Annotated in this window: 17 protein-coding genes; 3 read left to right on the top strand and 14 right to left on the bottom strand. The window is 58.2% G+C overall.

Annotation, left to right across the window (positions count from 1 at the left end; all coding sequences use genetic code 11):
• Positions 1–77: 77 nt before the first annotated feature.
• The 7 genes from PK28_RS01830 to PK28_RS01800 form a co-directional block, all read right to left on the bottom strand.
• On the bottom strand, positions 78–806 hold the full coding sequence (locus PK28_RS01830) for a GNAT family N-acetyltransferase (RefSeq protein ID WP_231576201.1): 729 nt from the start codon (positions 804–806) through the stop codon (positions 78–80).
• Between the two features lie 106 nt (positions 807–912).
• A complete protein-coding gene (gene ybeY, locus PK28_RS01825) occupies positions 913–1,491 on the bottom strand; it encodes an rRNA maturation RNase YbeY (RefSeq protein WP_082016907.1) in 579 nt (192 codons plus the stop codon).
• On the bottom strand, positions 1,394–1,855 hold the full coding sequence (locus PK28_RS01820) for an ATP-binding protein (RefSeq protein WP_044510812.1): 462 nt from the start codon (positions 1,853–1,855) through the stop codon (positions 1,394–1,396). Before PK28_RS01820 ends, ybeY begins: the two co-directional genes overlap by 98 nt.
• Positions 1,856–1,899: 44 nt before the next feature.
• The gene (locus PK28_RS01815; protein WP_231576200.1) at positions 1,900–5,325 is read right to left on the bottom strand and encodes a DUF4175 family protein; all 3,426 of its coding nucleotides are present in this window, start codon (positions 5,323–5,325) and stop codon (positions 1,900–1,902) included.
• A 112-nt stretch (positions 5,326–5,437) separates the two neighbouring features.
• Positions 5,438–6,205: an exodeoxyribonuclease III gene (locus PK28_RS01810; RefSeq protein ID WP_044516051.1), complete on the bottom strand. Its 768-nt coding sequence runs from the start codon at positions 6,203–6,205 to the stop codon at positions 5,438–5,440.
• A gap of 131 nt (positions 6,206–6,336) precedes the next feature.
• Entirely contained in the window at positions 6,337–6,702 is a 366-nt protein-coding gene (locus tag PK28_RS01805) for a hypothetical protein (RefSeq protein WP_044510810.1), read from the bottom strand.
• 3 nt (positions 6,703–6,705) lie between these two features.
• Positions 6,706–7,086: a carboxymuconolactone decarboxylase family protein gene (locus tag PK28_RS01800; RefSeq protein ID WP_044510807.1), complete on the bottom strand. Its 381-nt coding sequence runs from the start codon at positions 7,084–7,086 to the stop codon at positions 6,706–6,708.
• Between the two features lie 143 nt (positions 7,087–7,229).
• Between PK28_RS01800 and PK28_RS01795 the strand changes: the two genes are divergently transcribed.
• Complete coding sequence (locus PK28_RS01795; protein ID WP_044510805.1) at positions 7,230–7,934, top strand: ComF family protein; 705 nt, start codon at positions 7,230–7,232, stop codon at positions 7,932–7,934.
• Positions 7,935–8,004: 70 nt separating this feature from the next.
• Here PK28_RS01795 and PK28_RS01790 read toward each other — a convergent pair whose 3' ends face one another.
• Together PK28_RS01790 and PK28_RS01785 are read right to left on the bottom strand one after the other, a co-directional pair.
• The gene (locus tag PK28_RS01790) at positions 8,005–9,267 is read right to left on the bottom strand and encodes an SUMF1/EgtB/PvdO family nonheme iron enzyme (protein ID WP_044510802.1); all 1,263 of its coding nucleotides are present in this window, start codon (positions 9,265–9,267) and stop codon (positions 8,005–8,007) included.
• 69 nt (positions 9,268–9,336) lie between these two features.
• Positions 9,337–10,395 carry a PorP/SprF family type IX secretion system membrane protein gene (locus tag PK28_RS01785; protein WP_065814125.1) on the bottom strand — a complete coding sequence of 353 codons (1,059 nt, stop codon included), beginning with the start codon at positions 10,393–10,395 and terminating at the stop codon, positions 9,337–9,339.
• A 163-nt stretch (positions 10,396–10,558) separates the two neighbouring features.
• Between PK28_RS01785 and PK28_RS01780 the strand changes: the two genes are divergently transcribed.
• Together PK28_RS01780 and PK28_RS01775 are read left to right on the top strand one after the other, a co-directional pair.
• Positions 10,559–13,627, top strand: a complete 3,069-nt coding sequence (locus PK28_RS01780) for an AsmA family protein (RefSeq protein WP_044510799.1) — start codon at positions 10,559–10,561, stop codon at positions 13,625–13,627.
• A 137-nt stretch (positions 13,628–13,764) separates the two neighbouring features.
• Positions 13,765–14,562 (top strand): DUF4382 domain-containing protein, encoded by a 798-nt coding sequence (locus tag PK28_RS01775; RefSeq protein ID WP_044510796.1) that lies wholly within the window; start codon positions 13,765–13,767, stop codon positions 14,560–14,562.
• 72 nt (positions 14,563–14,634) lie between these two features.
• Here the strand turns inward: PK28_RS01775 and PK28_RS01770 are convergent, their stop codons facing one another.
• From PK28_RS01770 to fumC, 5 genes are all read right to left on the bottom strand, one after another.
• Complete coding sequence (locus tag PK28_RS01770) at positions 14,635–15,132, bottom strand: DinB family protein (protein ID WP_044510793.1); 498 nt, start codon at positions 15,130–15,132, stop codon at positions 14,635–14,637.
• Between the two features lie 103 nt (positions 15,133–15,235).
• Positions 15,236–15,706 (bottom strand): DUF6970 domain-containing protein, encoded by a 471-nt coding sequence (locus tag PK28_RS20820; protein ID WP_231576199.1) that lies wholly within the window; start codon positions 15,704–15,706, stop codon positions 15,236–15,238.
• Between the two features lie 114 nt (positions 15,707–15,820).
• Positions 15,821–16,216 (bottom strand): diacylglycerol kinase family protein, encoded by a 396-nt coding sequence (locus tag PK28_RS01760; protein ID WP_231576198.1) that lies wholly within the window; start codon positions 16,214–16,216, stop codon positions 15,821–15,823.
• The gene (locus PK28_RS01755) at positions 16,209–16,805 is read right to left on the bottom strand and encodes a GNAT family N-acetyltransferase (RefSeq protein ID WP_044516044.1); all 597 of its coding nucleotides are present in this window, start codon (positions 16,803–16,805) and stop codon (positions 16,209–16,211) included. Before PK28_RS01755 ends, PK28_RS01760 begins: the two co-directional genes overlap by 8 nt.
• A gap of 149 nt (positions 16,806–16,954) precedes the next feature.
• A complete protein-coding gene (gene fumC / locus PK28_RS01750) occupies positions 16,955–18,361 on the bottom strand; it encodes a class II fumarate hydratase (RefSeq protein ID WP_044510788.1) in 1,407 nt (468 codons plus the stop codon).
• Positions 18,362–18,450 lie beyond the last annotated feature (89 nt).

The raw sequence follows: 18,450 nt of genomic DNA, 5'->3' as shown, positions 1-18,450 counted from the left end.
GATCAGAAAGGCAGGCGCAACATGCTCAAAACGTGCGCAAAGATACGGAGTCAGCGGCTTTTTTGCGCAGCAGCGGTTTACTGCTCCGCGTCATCATCCAGTAGCTGGGTGGGCGCATTGGCCAGCAGCTCCGCCGATTGCCGAGCTACCTCTTCCCAGGAAAATGGCCGCCATTGGCCGCTGCGTCCGTCGAATACCTGCGTAGCGCCCGGACAAGGGAACAGCTTGTAGTCGAATTTGGGATACTGATGCACCACGTAGCCGGGGTAGTAATAATGGTACTGGCGCTGCTGCGCATAGTTGATTTTCAGCAGCATGAGGTACTTGCCCAGGCTGTATTTGCGGTAAATGGGGTGGTAGAAATTCATGATGCCAGCCATGGTGCGGGCCCCGCTGTCGAAAATACCGAGGGCAATAAGCTGCTCCCCGTCGCGCACTTCTATCACTTCGGTTTCAAACACGTTCTGCATGGCCCCGGCCAGCAGAAAGGATTCCACCGTGGGCGGCGCATCGAAGGTGATGTGGCGGCGGTACTGAGCATAAAGGGCCTCATATTCAGCCGTGAGATGGAACGGCCGGAGCAGCACGGTGAAGTGCTCATTGAGGCGCAACAGCCGCCGTTGCGCGGCCCCAAGCTGCACCTGATCCAGCGCTACGCGCAGCCAGTGGGCCGTATACAGGCCATCTTCAATGGGCAGAAAATGGCAGGTAAACAGGTCCTGATGCATCCGGTAGTAGCCCTGGCTCAGGTAGAAATCCAAGGCTTCGCCGGGCAGAAACAAAAGATGAGCGGGAGTAGCAGCCATGCAGCGAAGGAAAACCGGGCTGCAGGGAAAGAGTTCCTGGCAGCAGATGCCATAAAAAAACGCCCGCGCGAAGAGCGGGCGTTTGTAATTCTGGGTAGCTAAATCTTTAGAAAGTGCGCAGCGAGAGGCAGTCGTCTTCTTTCTTACGCATGGCCGTCTGGCTCAGCAGGTCTTTGTCCTGGTAGCCCAGCAGGTGTAACATACCGTGAATCATGACGCGGTGCAGCTCGTCGCGGAACGTAACGCCTAGTTTAGCAGCGTTTTCGCGCACCCGCTCTACCGAGATAAACACGTCTCCTTCAATGATATCGGCATCATCGGCGTTATCGAAGGTGATGACGTCGGTGTAGGTGTCGTGGTCGAGGTACTCCACGTTCACGCGGTGCAGGTACTCATCGGAGCAGAAGATGTAGGTGAGCTGCACAATTTCGTGCTCGTGCACGGCCGCCACCCGCTCAATCCAAGAGGTCAGCGCTTCGGCATCGGCCAGCTCAAAATCAACATCTTCTACCAGGAATTCGATGCCGTGGGATTCGCGCCCGCGGGTATCGTCATCGTGGTCTTCTTCGTGCTCGGGGGCAGGGAGTTCATGCCGCGTTGTGGTCAGAGGCGGAAGAGGTAGTTGTGGAGCCTTCAGAATCAGCCTCGGGTACCAAATGGAACGTGAGCTGCACGTGGCGGCCATCTTTGCTGAATTCTACTTCATCGGCCAGGTGGCGGATGAGGAAAATACCGCGGCCCCCGGGGTTTTCCAGGTTTTCGGGAGCGGTGGGGTCCAGCAGATTGGTATAGTCAAAGCCTTCGCCCTGATCTTCTACCTCAAACTTTACCTTGTCCTGCCCCATCTGCAACGACAAGAAAACGTTCTTGTCCTTATCGAACTTATTGCCATGGCGAATGGCGTTATTGACGGCCTCCGTCACGGCAACCATGATGTTGCCGTAGATATCGTCCTCAATATTAAAGGTATCCTTCGAGTTGTCGATGAAACTCTCTACCACGCGGATATTCTCAACGAGCGAAGGAATCTGAATTTTTACCTGCTTCATAAAAAGGGGAAGGGACGCGGAAGGGGGGTAAATTTAGCGAGTCGCTATTTCATTTTCTGAAAATATTCACTCACCTCCCGTTGGTAGTACGGTGTGAGGGCCGGGGGCACTGTCCGAAGCAGTTCCGTTTGCCGCTCTTTCTGCCGTTTGTAGCGCTCGAAAGCAGGCGGAAAAACCGGCGGACGGTTCTGGGCGGTCTGCGCTTCCCGCTTGTCATCCTGGTCCCGCTCCCGGGCCGATTTCTCGGCTTCCAGCAGGCGGGTCAGGATTTGACGCTGACGCATAACCGTTTGCTCCGTTAGCCGCTTGTTTACGAGGTCCGTCTCGGTTTGTTCCATCATTTTTTTCACATCCCCTAGGTTTCCTCCAGCCGGCTGGCCTTTGCCATCCTTGCCCGGCTTGCCGCCCTGCTGCATTTTCTCCAGCTCTTTCAGGGCTTCGCGCAGCATTTGCTGCTGAGCGGCCAGCTTGGCCAGGTCTTCGGAAAGGGCACGGCCGGTTTTGCCGCTTTGCTGCAGCTGCTGAATCTGCTGGTTGAGCTGCTGCTGCATCTTGCCCAGCTGGCCGTCGCCGGCCTGGCTACCTTTTTTCTTTTTCCGGCCGGGCTTGCCGCCGCTTTGCTGCTGTTGCTGCTGGGCCTGGCGCTGCTGGTCCTGCATCTGCTTCAGGGCGTCGTTCAGCATTAGGGCCAGGTTGTTCATGCTGGTCATGGCCTGCTGCTGGTGGGTAGTGGCCCGGGCCACGTCGCGCTGCCGGATCTGGTCCAGGGCCTCGTCCATGCGACCGTTCATCTCCCCTACTTCCCGGGTTACGAAGCTCTGGAGTTGAAATACGCGCTTGGCCAGGGCGTAGAGCGAGTCCTGCACCACGCGGGCGTCGTCCTTGAGCTTGCGCTGCTGCTGGCCCAGCTGCACAAAGCGCGGGTCCTGCTGGTCTACGGTGCGGAACTGCTTCATCAGGCTTTCCTGATCGAAGGAGAGCTTCAGGAGGTTTTCGAGGATGTCGCGCAGGTCATCAATATTTTCCTGCTGCTGGTCTGATTCCTCTTCGCTCATTTGCTGCTCCATCTGCTGAGCCATCTGCTGCATTTGCTGAGCTGCCTGCTTCTGGTTCTGGCTGGCTTTCTGGTTCTGATTTTTGCCCAGCTGCTCCTGGCTTTGCTGCATTTGCTCGTCTACCTGCTGCTGCTGGGGCTGCATGTCGTCGGCGCCATTCTCGTTGTTGAGCTGGTCGTCCATCTTCTTGAGCTCGTCCAGGTTCTTCTGCACCTCGTCAAACTGCTGCTGCTTCTCGGCCTGCTCCTGTTTCAGCTGCTCATTTTTGGCTTTCTGCTCCTGGTTGCTGAGCTTATTTTCGGGGTTGTTCTTGTCGTTCTGCTCGGTTTTTTCGGCCAGCTGCTGCTCTTCCTTGGCCAGCTGCTGCAGCTTTTCCAGGGTTTGCTCCTGCTTTTGCTCAAACTGCAGCTGCTTAAACATTTCCAGGGCCCGCTCCAGCTCTTTCTGCAGGGTGTTTTCCTTGTTTTCGAGCTTTTGCATGAGCTGCTGCATCTCCAGCTGATTCTGGTCCTGCTTCTGGTCCAGGAGCTTCTGCAGCTCATCGTAGAGCTTTTTGGTTTCGGGGTCCAGCAGAGAGTCCATCAGCTTTTTCAGCTCCTCGGCTTTTTCGGCCAGCTCCTGGCTTTTGGGGTCCAGCTCGTTTTGCTTCTGATTCAGCTCGTCAAAGAGCTTTTTCATGTCGGCAATCTGGTCGTCCATCTGCTGCTTCTGCTGCAGCATATCCTGCAGCTGCTTGCGGTCCTGGAAGTTCAGGTCGCGCTTCACCTTCAGCTTGTCTTCGGTTTTGGCCAACTCCCGCTCCAGCTTCTTAGACTGCTCCGCCGTGCGGCTCAGCTGGCTCTGCACCGCCTGCGACTGAGTGCTGAGCTGCTTCTGTAGCTCGCTGCGCGAGGGCAGCTTAAACTCTGCGGCCCTGCTCCGGGCCGATTTTGGCCCGTGCACGCCGTCGTTGTCCCACACCTGCACATAATATTCCAGCCGGTCGCCGGGCTTCATGCCTACCGGCCGCAAATCCCACTGGTAGGCATATACCTGCGCCGGGCCGCTTTGCAGGGGCAGGGCGCGCGTCTGGTAGGTAGCATTAGGCCGAGCTTTGGACAACACCCTATAGTGCAGCTGCAGGCGCGTCAGGCCATAATCGTCGCGCACGGTGCCGCCCAGCGCCAGATAGCGCAGCGAGGTGGTATCGGGGAAGGTTTCCAGGGTGATGTCCGGCACCTGGTCGGGAATGGCAGTGAGCTGGTACTGGATAGGGTCGCGGTTGAGGCTGGCGGCGTTTAGCAGGCGTACCGCATACTCCTGAGAGCGAAGCACGCGCCGCGTTACCCGAAACTGGTCGTCGTCGGCTTGAGCCGTCACGGTTTCGTCGGGGCTTTTGAAAAGTAGCTGGAGCTGGTCGGTGGCGGCGGTAGCAAACTCCCAGCGCACCGTGCTGCCCTCGGGCACCGTCAGGTTGCCGGTGTTCTGTATCGTTTCGGAGGCTTTGTTCAGGTAACCAGGGTAGGTAATCTGCACCGTGAAGTCGCGCAGGTTGGGCCGTTCCCGCACCATCAGGGCGTATTCATCCGAAGTAAAGCCCGCAGCCGCCAGCTGGAAATCCACAGAGCGCTGCAGCTGCTGGAACTGGTAAGTAAACCGGTTGCCGGATTCTTTCTGCAGGCGCCGCTCCCGCCCCGCATACTGAATACTGATTTCATTGGGCAGCGCCTCGCCTTCCACCGATACCTCCAGCTTGAAATCCTCACCCTTAAAAGCTTTCAGATTCTTATTCTCCACCACAAATCGGAAAGGCGCAGGCGGCGAATACGTGCGGCGGTAATGCAGAATGCGGGCGGTGCCCTGCACAAACAGGCTGGGGTATACCAGCAGCAGGAGCACCACCACCCCGGCCGGCACAGCCACGTACTTCCACAGGGGCCGGGTTTGGGATTTGATGTTGATGCCTTCGGCGAATTCCAACCCGGTAAGCTGGGCGGCGCGCTGGTCCAGGCTGGCGGCAATAAGGGCGTTTTCGCGGGCCTGACCCTGCAGCTGCAGGGCATTCAGGAGCTTGTCCTGCACCTGGGGGAATAGCTCGCCTACGCGCAGAGCGGCCTGCTCATCAGAAAGCAGGCGGCGCAGGTTGGTAAGAGCGGCCAGCGGCTGCCAGATCCAGTGTACAAAGGCGTACACGGCCAAACCCAGAAAGCCAAACAGCAACCCGCCCCGCACCCAGGTGGGCAGGTACAGAAAGTATTCCAGCAGGTTGAAAACCAGAAAAAGCGTGAGCAAGAGGCCGCCCGCCACCAGTGCCCCACGCACCAGCAGGTTCAGGTAAAACTTACGCTTAAATGCCTCCAGCTGCGTGAGCACCTGGGCCAGGGCTCCCGGCTGGGTCGCCGTTAGCTTGGCTGTCGACTCAGTTTCTTTCTCCACCAGCATAAAAAACACGCCTGTTCAGGACCGGACAAGATACGGATTATCAGCACGGCCGGCTTATCCGGTGGGCCCTTCGCTCAACGACAACACCACAGCCGGTATTTGTTCCCTACTGCAGCTCTACCAGCGCCGGGCAGTGGTCGGAATGCACCGCATCAGTCAACAGACCCGCTCCGCTGATGCGCGGTTGCAGCGCCTGATCTACTAATAAATGATCCAGACGCCAGCCTACGTTGCGGGCGCGGGCGCCGCTGCGGTACGTCCACCAGGAATAATGGCCCGGGGCGTCGCCGTGCACGTGGCGGAAGGAGTCGGTGAAGCCATCGGCCAAAAACGCGGCAAACCAGGCCCGCTCTTCGGGCGTGAAGCCGGGGCTGTTCTGGTTGGCTTTGGGGTTGTGCAGGTCTAGGCCCTGTTGGCAGCAGTTAAAGTCGCCGGCAATAACCAGCGGGGGCGTGCCGGCAGCGCGCAACTGTGCTACGTAATGGCGGAAGAACCGCAACCACTCCAACTTAAACGACTGTCGCTCCGGCCCGCTGGTGCCCGAGGGCATGTACACGTTCAGTACTGAGTAATCCTCGAAATCCAGGCGCAATACGCGCCCCTCGCAGTCGTAGAGCGGGATTTCGCAGCCGGTAGCCACGTTCTTGGGCTTTTGCTTGCTGAAGGTAGCCACGCCGCTGTAGCCAGGCTTTTCGGCCGGGTGCTGATACACGTGGTAACCCAGCGCTTCAAACCCCGACACATCCAGTGGCTCGCGCCCGGCCTTAATTTCCTGCAGGCACAGTACGTCCGGGTCGGTTTGCTGCACCCAATCCAGTAGGCCCTTGCTGAGGGCCGAGCGCAGCCCGTTGACGTTGTAAGAGAGAATTTTCAAGCTGTTATTATTCATTGTCATCCTGAGCTTGCGAAGGACCTTATCACGGTAGGGCGACTCGCTTAACAACGACTCGTGCTTTCGTGATAAGGTCCTTCGCAAGCTCAGGATGACAGTAGTGTCGAATGATGTTACTCTTCCTCGCGCAGGAAGGCATCAAAATACTCCAGCATGTGCCATTTCAGCATGCGTTCCTGCTCTTTCAGGTTGGAGAAAGGTACGGGGCGGATGAGCTTATAATGCGGCCAGCCGTCTTCGTCCACAAACTCCTGCTCATAATAGCCCGACAGGCTGAACAGGCGGCAGGTGGCAATGTGCATGAGGTCCTGCTTCTGCTCTTTGGTGAAGGGGCCGGCGCCCTGGCCCAGCTCCTGCACGCCAATGAGCAGCAGCAAGGCGTTCAGATCGGGCTTTTTGCCGAAACGCTCGCGCATCTGGTTCATCAGCTCCCACCAGCGCTGCTCAAACTGGGCTTCGGTTTCTTCGGGGTTCAGCATGGGCTATACGCTGTGCTCGGCGTGGGCCGGGGCTGGCTGGGCCGATTCTTCCTTCAGGGCCTCCCAGTACTCCACCGCGCGGCGGAAGTGGGGAATCACAATGCTGCCCCCAATGAGGTTGGCAATGGCGAAGACTTCGTACAGCTGCTCGTCGTTGATGCCTTCTTCGTAGCATTTCCCCAGATGATATTTGATGCAGTCGTCGCAGCGCAGCACCATGGAGCAGGCCAGGCCCAGCATTTCCTTGGTTTTCACGTCCAGGGCTCCTTCCTGGTAAGTATTGGTATCGAGGTTGAAAAAACGCTTGATGACCTTGTTATCGGCCGCCATGATTTTTTCATTCATCCGCTGGCGGTAGTCGTTAAATTCAGAAACGAGACTCATATAGCTTCAATTAAAAAGACGATGGAAGATGGTAACACGAAAGTAGGCACAAAAGCTTCGTACCCCGGTGAAGAACTACCGTCATAAGCCGGCTTTTCCTATCTTCCCTGGCTCGTTATCCTCCCTTATTTATTGTTGGTGTTATGATTTTACCCGCCGTATGGCACGACTTCATCTCCCTGGTTTTTCCGCGCGTATGCCTGGCCTGCGCCGATTCCCTGGCCCGGGGTGAGGAGCACATCTGCACCAGCTGCCGCACTGAGCTGCCCTATACCGATTACCACCTGCTGTCCACGGCGGATAACCCGCTGGCGCGGCGGTTCTGGGGCAAAGTGCCCGTGCGCTATGCCTTCAGCTACCTGCGCTTTCTGCAGCACGGCCGCGTACAGCACCTGCTGCATCAGCTGAAGTACCAGGGGCAGCAGGAAGTGGGCCTGGTGCTGGGCCGCTGGTATGGCTATGAGCTGACCAACCAGGGCTTTAACAAGGAGTTCGACCTGATTTTACCCGTGCCCCTGCACCCGCGCAAGCTGGCCAAGCGCGGCTATAACCAGGCCGACTCCTTTGCCCAAGGCTTAGCGCAGGGCCTGCAGGTGCCGTGGCTGCCCCACGTACTGCGCCGCACGGAGCATACCAGCTCCCAAACCCGTAAAAACCGCATGGAGCGCTGGGAGAATGTATCCACCGTATTTGAAGTGCCGAACCCGGTTGCGCTGGCCGACAAGCGCATTCTTTTGGTGGATGATGTGCTGACCACCGGCGCCACTCTGGAGGCTTGCGCCATTGTACTACTAGCCGCCGGCTGCCAGGAGGTTAGCATTGCCACCATTGCCACCGCCGACCGTTAAGGAAAGGCCACAAAAAAGCCGCTTCCTTGCGGGAGCGGCTTTTTTGTTGTTCAGCTAGTAAATCCGAGTATTACTTGTTCGAGCCGGCGTTGATCATGGCACAACGGAAACCGATAGCAGCGGTAGCCGAGTCCTGGGCCATGAAGCGGCGCGTGCCGGGCGACAGCCAGTAGGCTACGTCTTTCCACGAGCCCCCTTTGTATACGCGAACCTCGTCATCGATGAGTGACTGGTAGCCTTTCTTGTCGTAGCCTTCGGCCTTATCCAGGTAACCGTTCCGGCGGAAGGGGTTCAGGTCTTCCTCATCCTGGAACGACAGCGGACGGTAGATATCCTGCACCCACTCGTTCACGTTGCCCGCCATGTTGTACAGGCCGTAGTCGTTTGGTGGGTAAGCGTAGATGTATTCCGTAATCATGGCGCCATCGTTCAGGCTACCGGCAATACCGGCGTAGTCACCGCGGCCGCGCTTGAAGTTAGCCAGGAACTGGCCCTGCTTCTTGCCATACGGGTTCCGCATCTGACGACCATCCCAAGGATAGATACGCTTGTTTTCCTGGTTCTCGTTGCCAGCCTCCTGGGTGCCAATGAGAGCCTGCGCGGCGTATTCCCATTCAGCTTCGGTGGGTAGGCGGTAGTTGGGCAGGGTGTTGCCGTTTTCAATAGAAATCTTGGTAGCACCGGTGCCTTCAGCGCCGCCATCAGTAGGAGCAGCAGCATCGCCGCCCTTCTTTTTGCCGAACAGCTTAAAGCCTTTTTTCTGGCCGGAACCATCACCCTCGCCTACACCAGCCAGCTTCTCGTTCACCTTTGCCGTACGCCAGGTGCAGAAGTCGTTGGCCTGGAGCCAGCTTACGCCCACCACGGGGAAGTAGCGGAAGCCGGGGTAACGCAGGTAATAATCCACATAGGGGTCGTTGAACGACAGCTCGCGGGCCCATACGGTGGTATCGGGCAAAGCCGACTGATAGAATTCTTCCGCGGAGTCTTTACGGACATAGTGCAAATACTCCAGCCAGTGAATGTTGGCTACCTCGGCTTCGTCCATATAGAACGAGGCAATAGTTACCGTACGCTCAATGTTGTCGCGGGTCATGGCCACGTCTTCCTCAGCCGAGCCAAGTACCGTACGGCCGCCTTCGATGAATACCAAGCCAGGTCCTTCCGGAATGCCTTGGTAATCAGCTACCTTCATGCCCTGCTCGGTATTATATTCCAGGCCGGTAGTGGAGCTGTACTTACCCGGTTTAGTGCTAGTAGGCGGCCCCCCTTTGCAGGAAGCCAGCGCAACGGCTCCTACAGCAGCGTAGCGCAGGTACTTAGAGAAATTCATAGCGGTAGCGGAAATACCTGAGAAGAAAAGAGTTGTAAGAAGGCAATTCGAGTGCAATAATACAAAAACTCAGAAGGCCGGACAAGGAAGCAAGCGGTAATTTTTACGGCTTATGCGACGACGAGCCGCCGCCAGCCTATCTACCTGCTCTAGCACCAGTACAATTTCGTGAGCACCGCCCGCGCCCAGATTTCTACTGCCCAGCTCTACATCATGACTATAACCTACCCGAAAGCCCGGAAGCTGCACGCCCGCCACTATGGCCAGCACCGAGGCCGGGCGCGGTGCCCCGGGCAGTGGAATGCCCCGGTACAGCAGGCCCATGGTGATGGGAGTAACAGTTCCGTACAACCCCGCCTCAGCCCGCTGCGACGCTCCCTGGCGGGTGTAGGACACAGTAGGCGAAACGCTGATTTCGCGGTAGGTCTGTTTAACGGTGGACTCTGAAAAAAAGTGCTTAACCCCGCCGGTAAATGTTGCGCGCATGGGCAGGCGCCCCTGGGTCTGGTTTCCCAGGTCGGGCTGGTTCAGGTGATAAAGGGCTAAACCAGCCCAGCTCTGGCGGTTATACAGCAGGCCACCCACGCCCACGCTTAGGTAATGCACGGGGTCGAAGGGCACGGGTTCGGCGCTGGGGCCGGTCAGTAAACCATCGTCGGAGAGCTGGTCGCCGAACACCAGGTTGCTGTAGCTGATGCGCTGCGAGCCATACGTGGCCTGGGCCCCGGCGCTCAGGTAAATATCGTTGCTGAGGCGGGCGTGGTAGGCGTAGAGGGCGGCGGCTTCCAGGCGGGTGTAGCCCACGGCCCCCAGCCGGTCCATATTCACGAGCAAACCCACGGCGTTGCGTTGCTTTTCGAAGCGGTAGTCGGCGCCCAGGTGCGTGGTCTGGAACGAGCCCGCCAGGGAGGGGAACTGCTCCCGGTAAGCCAGAGATACACCATAGTCGTGCTGCAGGCCCGTGAAAGCCGGGTTCAGGTGCAGGCGGGTAGCGTAAGATTGCGAAAAGTAGAGGTCCTGGGCCTGCGCTTGCTCCCTTACCCCTAGCATCAGTAGAAAGACCGTGCCCAGCCCGGCCGCCAAACGGCGTCCGGGAAAGCCGGGGCGTACCAAGGGTTGTAAGCGCATAGGGGGTGCTAAACGAGGCTGGCCCGCAATTTGGTGCGAGACAAAAGCATTGAAGCCTCGAAAATGGCAAAATCCCGGCATCTTTACCGATAATGGCCCGGTGAGGTGCTGGCACCAATTGGGCCCTAAAGCGCGTTATTCTCCTTTCTTCCCTCCTACCGTTATGCGTAAATTCCTGTTAGGTCTGCTGATTTTCGTGGTGGTGCTGGTAGCGGCCATTGCCCTGGCGCCGGTGCTGTTCAAAGACAAGCTCAAGCAAGTGTTGGACAAGCAGCTGGCCGAGCGGGTGGCGGCCCGCGTGGAGTATCAGCCTGAAAATGTGAGCTTAAGCCTGCTCCGCTCCTTCCCGGATCTGGCCCTGAGCATCGACGAGCTGCGTATTATCGGGCAGGACTCCTTTGCCCGCGACACGCTGGCTTACCTGCCCTCTTTCCGAGTGGGACTGGATTTGATGAGCGTGGTGCGCGGCGATGAAATCAAAATCAAATCGGTGCAGCTGGATGAGCCCGACATCAGCCTGCGGGTGCTGAAAAGCGGCCGCGCCAACTGGGATATTTTTATTTCTGATTCGGCGGCCGCTACTCAGGGCAAGGACACCAGCCAGGTAAAAGTGGCCATCAAAGGCTGGGAAATCAACAACGGCCGCCTGCGCTACGAGGACCTGAGCATTCCGTTTGCCATGCAGGCCCGTCACGTCAACCATACCGGCTCCGGCGACTTTGCCCGCAACATCTTCGATATGGACTCGAAGACCACAGCCGATGGCTTTACCATGAACTACGACGGGGTAAACTACCTTGAAAACACCAAGCTGGACGCCGACGTGACCATGGGCATGGACCTGGACCAGTTCCTGTTCACCTTCAAGGAAAACCAGGTGCGCCTCAACGACTTCCCCTTCTCCTTCGCCGGGAAAGTGGGCCTGCCCAACGATACGGACATTACCTACGACATGACCTTTAAGGCGCTGGAAACCGACTTCAAGAACATTCTGAGCCTGGTGCCCGGCGTGTTTACCGAGAAGTTCAAGGACATTCAGACCAGCGGCAAAATGGCCTTCAACGGCTATCTGAAAGGTGTGCAGAATGATGTGAAGATGCCCGGCTACGGCGTGAATCTGCAGGTAAACAACGGCATGTTTAAGTACCCCGACCTGCCCCAGGCCGCCCGCAACATCAACGTGGACATGGTGGTGGACAACCCCTCCGGCTTCACCAACAACGTGAAAGTGAACGTGAAGCAGTTTCATCTGGACTTGGGCACGAACCCCATCGACGGCAATGTGGCCATTGACGGGCTGGAGCCCATGAAGGTGGACGGCCGCGTGAAAGCCAACGTGGACCTGGCCGAAATGCTGAAAGTGTACCCTGTGCAGGACCTGCTGATGCGCGGCAAGCTCTTCGTGGATGGCACGGCCAAAGGCATCTACTCCAAAACCCAGATGCCCGTGGTGCAGGCCAAACTCAACCTGACCAACGGCTACGTGAAGAGCAAGCAGTTCCCCGCCCCCATCGAAAATCTGACCCTGAACGGCACCGTGGTCAATGCTACCGGCCAGCCCAACGACACGCGCATCAACATTCCGCAGTTTAAAATGCTGCTGGATGGCGAGCCGCTGGAAGGCCGCATTGCCATCCAGAATATTGACAAGCCCCTGTTTGACACCGATGTACGCGGCACCGTAGACCTGACCAAGCTCACTAAAATATTCCCGCTGGAAGGCATGACGGTAACCGGCCGCCTGAACGGCAACGTGGCCGCTAAAGGCAGCATGGCCGATGTAGAAGCCGAGCGGTACCAGAGCATTGTGGCCTCGGGCACGGTGAATGCCAGCAACGTGACCTACAAGAGCCCCGACCTGCCCCAGGGCGTGAAAATTACCCGTGCTACGGCCACTTTCAACAACAACCAGATTGTGCTGAAGGACATGCAGGGCTTTGTGGGCTCCTCCGATATTGCCGCCTCGGGCGTCATCAGCAACTATATGGGCTACCTGTTCACGCCGGGCCAGTCCCTGAAAGGCAACCTGACGGTGAACAGCCGCCGCTTTAATGTGAACGAGTGGATGGTGGACGAGGTAACAGCCAAGCCCACTACCGGTGCCGTAGCCGCTACCAAAGCCCCTGCCACCGCCGCCAAGGCCGACGGTGTGCTGCAGATTCCCAAATACTTCGACCTCACACTGAACTCCACCGTGGGCACTATTGTGTACGACAACCTGAAGCTGGAAAACGCCAAAGGTACCGTAACCGTCCGCGACGAAGCCGTGCGCCTGAACGGCCTCACCTTCAACACGCTGGGTGGCTCCTTTGCCACCAACGGCAGCTACAGCAGCAAAAACCTGGCGCATCCCAAGTTCGATTTCGGCCTGAACGTTAAGAACCTGAACTTTCAGAATGCCTTCCAAGCCTTCACCTCCATCAAGAAGTTTGTGCCGCTGGCCCAGCAGATTGAGGGCATTTTCTCCACCAACTTTAACGTGAGTGGCGAAATGGGCCAGGACATGATGCCGGTGTACAGCTCGCTCACGGGCAAGGGCGTGTTCGAAATCATTCGGGCTGCCCTGGGAAACTCGCCGGTGATGAGCAAGATCAGTAGCCTCACCCAGCTGCAGGAGCTCAAGAATTTTGTAGTAGAAAACAAAGACGTGGCGGCCGAAATGCTGAACGGCAACTTCATTGTGAAGCCCTTTGATTTCAACGTGGGGCAGCTGAAGCTGACGGTGGGCGGCTCCAGCAACGTGGATGGCAACCTGGAGTACGTAACGGCCATTGATATGCCCACCGGCAAAGTGGGCAACCAACTCAACAGCAAGCTCACCCAGCTCACCGGCGTGCAGGACATTAAAGGCACGGAGCGCGTGACGCTGGGCGTGAAGATTGGCGGCACCATGGCCGACCCCAAAGTGGCCCTGAGCAGCGGCAGCGTGAAAGGCCAGGCCAAAGACATAGCCAAGAGCCTGGTGACCAGCGTAGTAGAATCCAAGGTGAGCGACGCCAAGAACAAGCTGCTGCAGAAAGCCGGCCTGCAGCAGGACAGCGTAAAGCGCAGCCTGGCCGAGCAGAAGCAGGCCGTGGAAGACCGGGCCCGCCTGGAAGTAGAGAAAAAGCGCCTGGAAACCGAAGCCCGGCTGAAAACCCAGGCCAAGGAAAAGCTGGGCAATATTCTGTTTGGTAAACCCAAGGCCGCCCCGGCCCCGGAACCCGCTAAAACCGATACCACCAAATCATAGGATAATAGGAAGGCTAATATAATTTTGCTGGGGCACGGTAAAAGCCGATATGCGGTATAATACTTGCTCTTGGCCGCGGAGGCAGTAGCCTTATCGATTACCGTAGTTTAGCTTTCCCCTTCCCTCAAACCACTTATATGAAGATTTTTCGTCTGATTCCGCTGGCTATGGCCGGCGCGCTGGCTCTCACCGGCTGTAACAACGACAACGATAATACCCCGGCCGCGGCCCAGATGCGCGTGCTGCTGGTAGATGCCCCCGGCGACTATAAAGCCGTGAACATCGACCTGAAAAACGTGCAGGTAAACGTGACCGGCACTAATGGTGAAGATGGCTGGCAGACCCTGGATCAGGTAGCTGCCACCCGCTACAACCTGCTGGACTATGTGAATGGCCGCGCCGCCGTTATTGCGGGCAGCACCTTCCCCGCCGGCCACATTGAGCAGATCCGCCTGGTACTGGGCGATAACAACACCCTCACCCTGAAAGACGGTACCACGGTAGCCCTGAAAACCCCCAGCGGCCAGACCTCGGGCCTGAAAGTAAAGCTGAACACCAATCTGGAAGAAGGCGTTACTTACAACATTGTGCTTGACTTTGACGTGGCTAAGTCCATTGTAGCACGTGGCAATGGCGAGTACAACCTGAAGCCGGTTATCCGGGCCGTGGCTATGGCAGCAGCGGGCGCTATCCGCGGCACGGTAGATCCGGCAGCGGCTCATCCGCAGGTGCTGGCCATCCGCACGGCTGGCGGCGCGGCTGATACCCTCAGCACCTACCCTGATAACGATGGGGGCTTCCTGATTCCCGGCGTATCGGCTGGTACCTACCGCGTAGAGTTCCGCGCCGGTGAGCCCTACGAAAACGTGGACAAGCCGGATGTGCAGGTTACCAACGACCATACCACCGATTTGGGCGTTATCAGCCTGAACTAAGGTAGTTTCACTTCCTATGAAAAAGCCCCGCTGCAATGTGCAGCGGGGCTTTTTTGTGGCTTAAAGGTGATGCTACAGGCTAACCGTTAGCTTGCCCGCCGCCGTCAGCTCCCGGCAATAGGTAATAAAGTCGGTATTGATGGGCTCCAGGCCATTTTCGCGCAGGCGCAGGGCTACCTGGGCGCGGTGGTAGTTGGCGTGCACCGGCACGTGGGTAAAGATATCCGCCACCTGACTCACGTAGGACTCCCCCGCCGAGTTGGTGTAGGAAATCAGGCGGTTCAGCTCGGTTTCATCCGCCGCGTGAATCATTTGCAGCAGCCGCTCTGAGGTTTGCTCGTGCAACTGGTGACATTGGGCCAGAGTGTGCTCCTGCCAAACCTTCACGGGGCTTTTAGTAGCGGTCAGGCGGCCAATCCAGATGGCCTGGGCGTTGAGCACGTGGCTGAACAGGCGCAGACACGCGGCCGGCACTTCCTGCCCGGCGGCTTCAATCTCGTCTAACCGACGCAAGAGCGTGTTGTTGGCCCACACGTTGTAGGCCGCCAGTTTTTCAATGGTGTTATGCATGAAAGTAAGTGGTTGCAAAGGCGGAGAAAGAAGAAAGCGCGCAAGAGCCAGCCGGCAACCAGGCCGGCTGCTGCCCTGAAGCATTAGTTAGCGGAGGGCCGCTTTAGCGGGCATCTTCCCAAACCAGCTTCTCATTGGTTCGGTTCTTTTCGAAATCGGGGCATTTGCCGTCGCCGCGGCCCGTAATGCCGCCGTCTGGCTGGCAGATTACCTTGCCTTTGGCGTCGTACAGGGTGGTGAACTGGTCGCAGCAGGGGGCGCTTTGGTAGTACACCGTTTTCCCATCCAGGGTGTAGCTCAGAATGCGGGCGCGCGGGTTCTGGGGTTTTTCCGCCTGCAGGGCGCTGATTTTCTTTTGCAGCCAGGCGGGCCGGGCCGTAGTATCAAAGCTGACCATAGCAGGTTCGGGAGTAGCCTCGGTAGTAGGATTAGCTACCGGAGCCGGGGTGGAAGGGCCGCTAACCGGGCCGGCAGTATCATCGGTGGGCGTAGTTACGGCCACCTGGCGCTGGCAGGCAGTGGAGCTGAGCAGCGTGGCCGCAAGCAGAGGAGCAAAAGAGAAGAGCAAACGCATAGCAGACAGGAATAGGGGCGCGAAAGTAACAGGCAGAATGCAAATACAAGGCCGGACGTGCCCGGTCTCCTGCTTACGCCGCCAGCATCGGCGTGGTTCTACAGTGGCCGGGAACTAAGGCCGGGCCCACAACTGCCAGAGGCGGGGTCCAAAAATCAGCAGACCCACTACCAGTGCCGCCAGGGCTACCACCAGCACCGCACCGGCCGCTACATCCTTGGCGCGGCCCGCCAACGGGTGGTGCTGCGGCGAAACCAGGTCGACAATAGCTTCTACAGCCGTATTCAGTAATTCGGCGCTCCAGACGGCGCCCACGGCCAGCGCCACCAGCGCCCACTCCCACCGCTCCAGGCGGCAGTAAAACCCTAAGGCTACTACCGCCACCGTAGCCACGGCATGAAAGCGCAGGTGCAGCTCGGAGGCCAGTGCCAGGCGCACGCCCCGGAAGGCATGGCCAAAGCTGGCAGCGCGCTGCCGCAATACCCGGAAGCGTTGCGGTTGGCTAGCCACGGGCATCGAATTCCTGAAAAACGGTCATCCGGAGCGTGTCCCACTCCGGTTTCAGGATGCTGAAGTACACCGAGTCGCGGCGCCGGCCGCCCTGCGTTACCATATGGCTGCGCAAAATGCCCTCCTCGGTGGCGCCCATGCGGCGCATGGCCTCGCGGGATTTCCAGTTCAGGGCGTCAGTTTTAAGCTCTACCCGCTCACAGCCCAATTCGCCAAAAGCATATTTCAGCAGCAGATGCTTGGCGGCGCGGTTCAGGCCGGTGCGCTGGTATTCAGCGCCCAGCCACGTCCAGCCAATTTCCAGGCGATGGTCGGCTAGGGCAATGTTACCGTAGCTGGTGCTGCCCACCACCCGGCCGCTTTGCTTATCCACAATGGCAAACGGGTAGCGCAGGCCCTTTTTCCGCTCGCGTATGGCCTTGGTGAGGTAGGCAGCCAGCCCTACGGCGTCGCCGGGGTTGGGGTCCACGGTGAAGCGCCAGATTTCGGGGTCGAAGATGACAGCTTTTAAATCCTCAAAATCGGTGAGCTCCAACGGCCGGAGCCGAACCCGGTCGTTTTCAAGGGTAATACAGCGCGTGAAATCCATGAGGGGCGTGGGGTTGGGAAAACAAAAGTAGCGCGAAGCTCCGGCTTCGCGCACGAGCATCGCGAGTAACAAGCGTCTGCGGACTTTTGCGCATACGTAGGAACTCGCGTTACTCGTGCGCGAAGCCGGAGCTTCGCGCTACTTTTCTTCTACTTCTTAATCTCGCCTACCATGTCCTCGGGCTTCAGCCACTCATTAAACTGCTCCTCCGTGAGGTAGCCCAGTTGAAGGGCCGTTTCTTTCAGGGTAGAGCCGTTTTTGTGGGCCGTTTGCGCAATTTCGGCGGCTTTATAGTAGCCAATGTGCGGGTTCAGGGCCGTTACCAGCATCAGCGACGAATCCACGTGCTTTTTGATGTTGGCTTCCAGGGGCTCGATGCCGGTGGCGCACTTATCATTAAAGCTCACGCACACGTCGCCGATGAGGCGGGCCGAGTGCAGGAAGTTGTAAATCATCACGGGCTTGAACACGTTCAGCTCGAAGTGGCCGCTCATGCCGCCAATGTTGATGGCTACGTCGTTGCCCATTACCTGCGCGGCTACCATGGTCATGGCCTCGCACTGGGTGGGGTTCACCTTGCCGGGCATAATGCTGGAGCCGGGCTCGTTGTCGGGGATGTGCAGCTCGCCGATGCCGGCGCGCGGGCCTGAGGCCAGTAGGCGGATGTCGTTGGCTATTTTCATCATGCTGGCAGCTACCGTTTTCAGGGCGCCGTGGGCCTCCACAATGGCATCGTGAGCGGCCAGGGCTTCAAACTTGTTTTCGGCGGTGATGAAGGGCAGGCCGGTGAGGTCGGCAATGTGTTTGGCCACGTTTTCGGAGTAGCCGGGAGGCGTGTTGATGCCCGTACCCACGGCGGTGCCGCCCAGGGCCAGCTCGGAAAGGTGCGCCAGCGTGTTTTTGATGGCGCGCAGGCCATGGTCGAGCTGCGACACGTAGCCGCTGAACTCCTGACCCACCGTAAGCGGCGTAGCATCCATCAGGTGCGTGCGGCCGATTTTTACGATGTGCATAAACTGCTCGCTCTTGGCCCGCAGCGTATCGCGCAGCTTCTCAATGCCGGGAATGGTAACCTCCACCAGAATCTTGTAGGCCGCAATGTGCATGGCCGTGGGGAAGGTGTCGTTGGAGCTCTGGCTCTTGTTAACGTCGTCGTTGGGGGCCAAAAACTTCTTTTCATCCGAGAGCTGCCCGCCGTTGAGCACGTGGCCGCGGTAAGCAATTACCTCGTTCACATTCATATTGCTCTGCGTGCCCGAGCCGGTTTGCCACACTACCAGCGGAAACTCCTTGTCCAGCTTACCTTCCAGAATCTCATCGGCCACGCGGCCAATCAGCTCGGCTTTTTCAGCTGTTAGAATGCCGGCGTCGCGGTTGGTGAGGGCGGCGGCTTTCTTCAGGTAAGCAAACGCGCGGATGATTTCCTTGGGCATCCGGTTGATGTCCTGGGCAATCTGGAAGTTGTCGATGGAGCGCTGGGTCTGGGCGCCGTAGTAGGCGTCCTGGGGCACCTGCACGGTGCCCATGGTGTCTTTCTCCTGGCGGAACTGGGTCATAACGCTATGGGGTGAGAAGGAAATAAGATGACAGAGAACAGGTAAACCGGCCAGCCGGCGGCACCGCGGTATACGGCATGGGCCGGGCG

The sequence above is a fragment of the Hymenobacter sp. DG25B genome, assembly GCF_000801315.1.
Taxonomy (GTDB): domain Bacteria; phylum Bacteroidota; class Bacteroidia; order Cytophagales; family Hymenobacteraceae; genus Hymenobacter.
The sequence above is the reverse complement of the archived record's forward strand: the minus strand, read 5'-3'. Positions and strand labels throughout refer to the sequence as shown.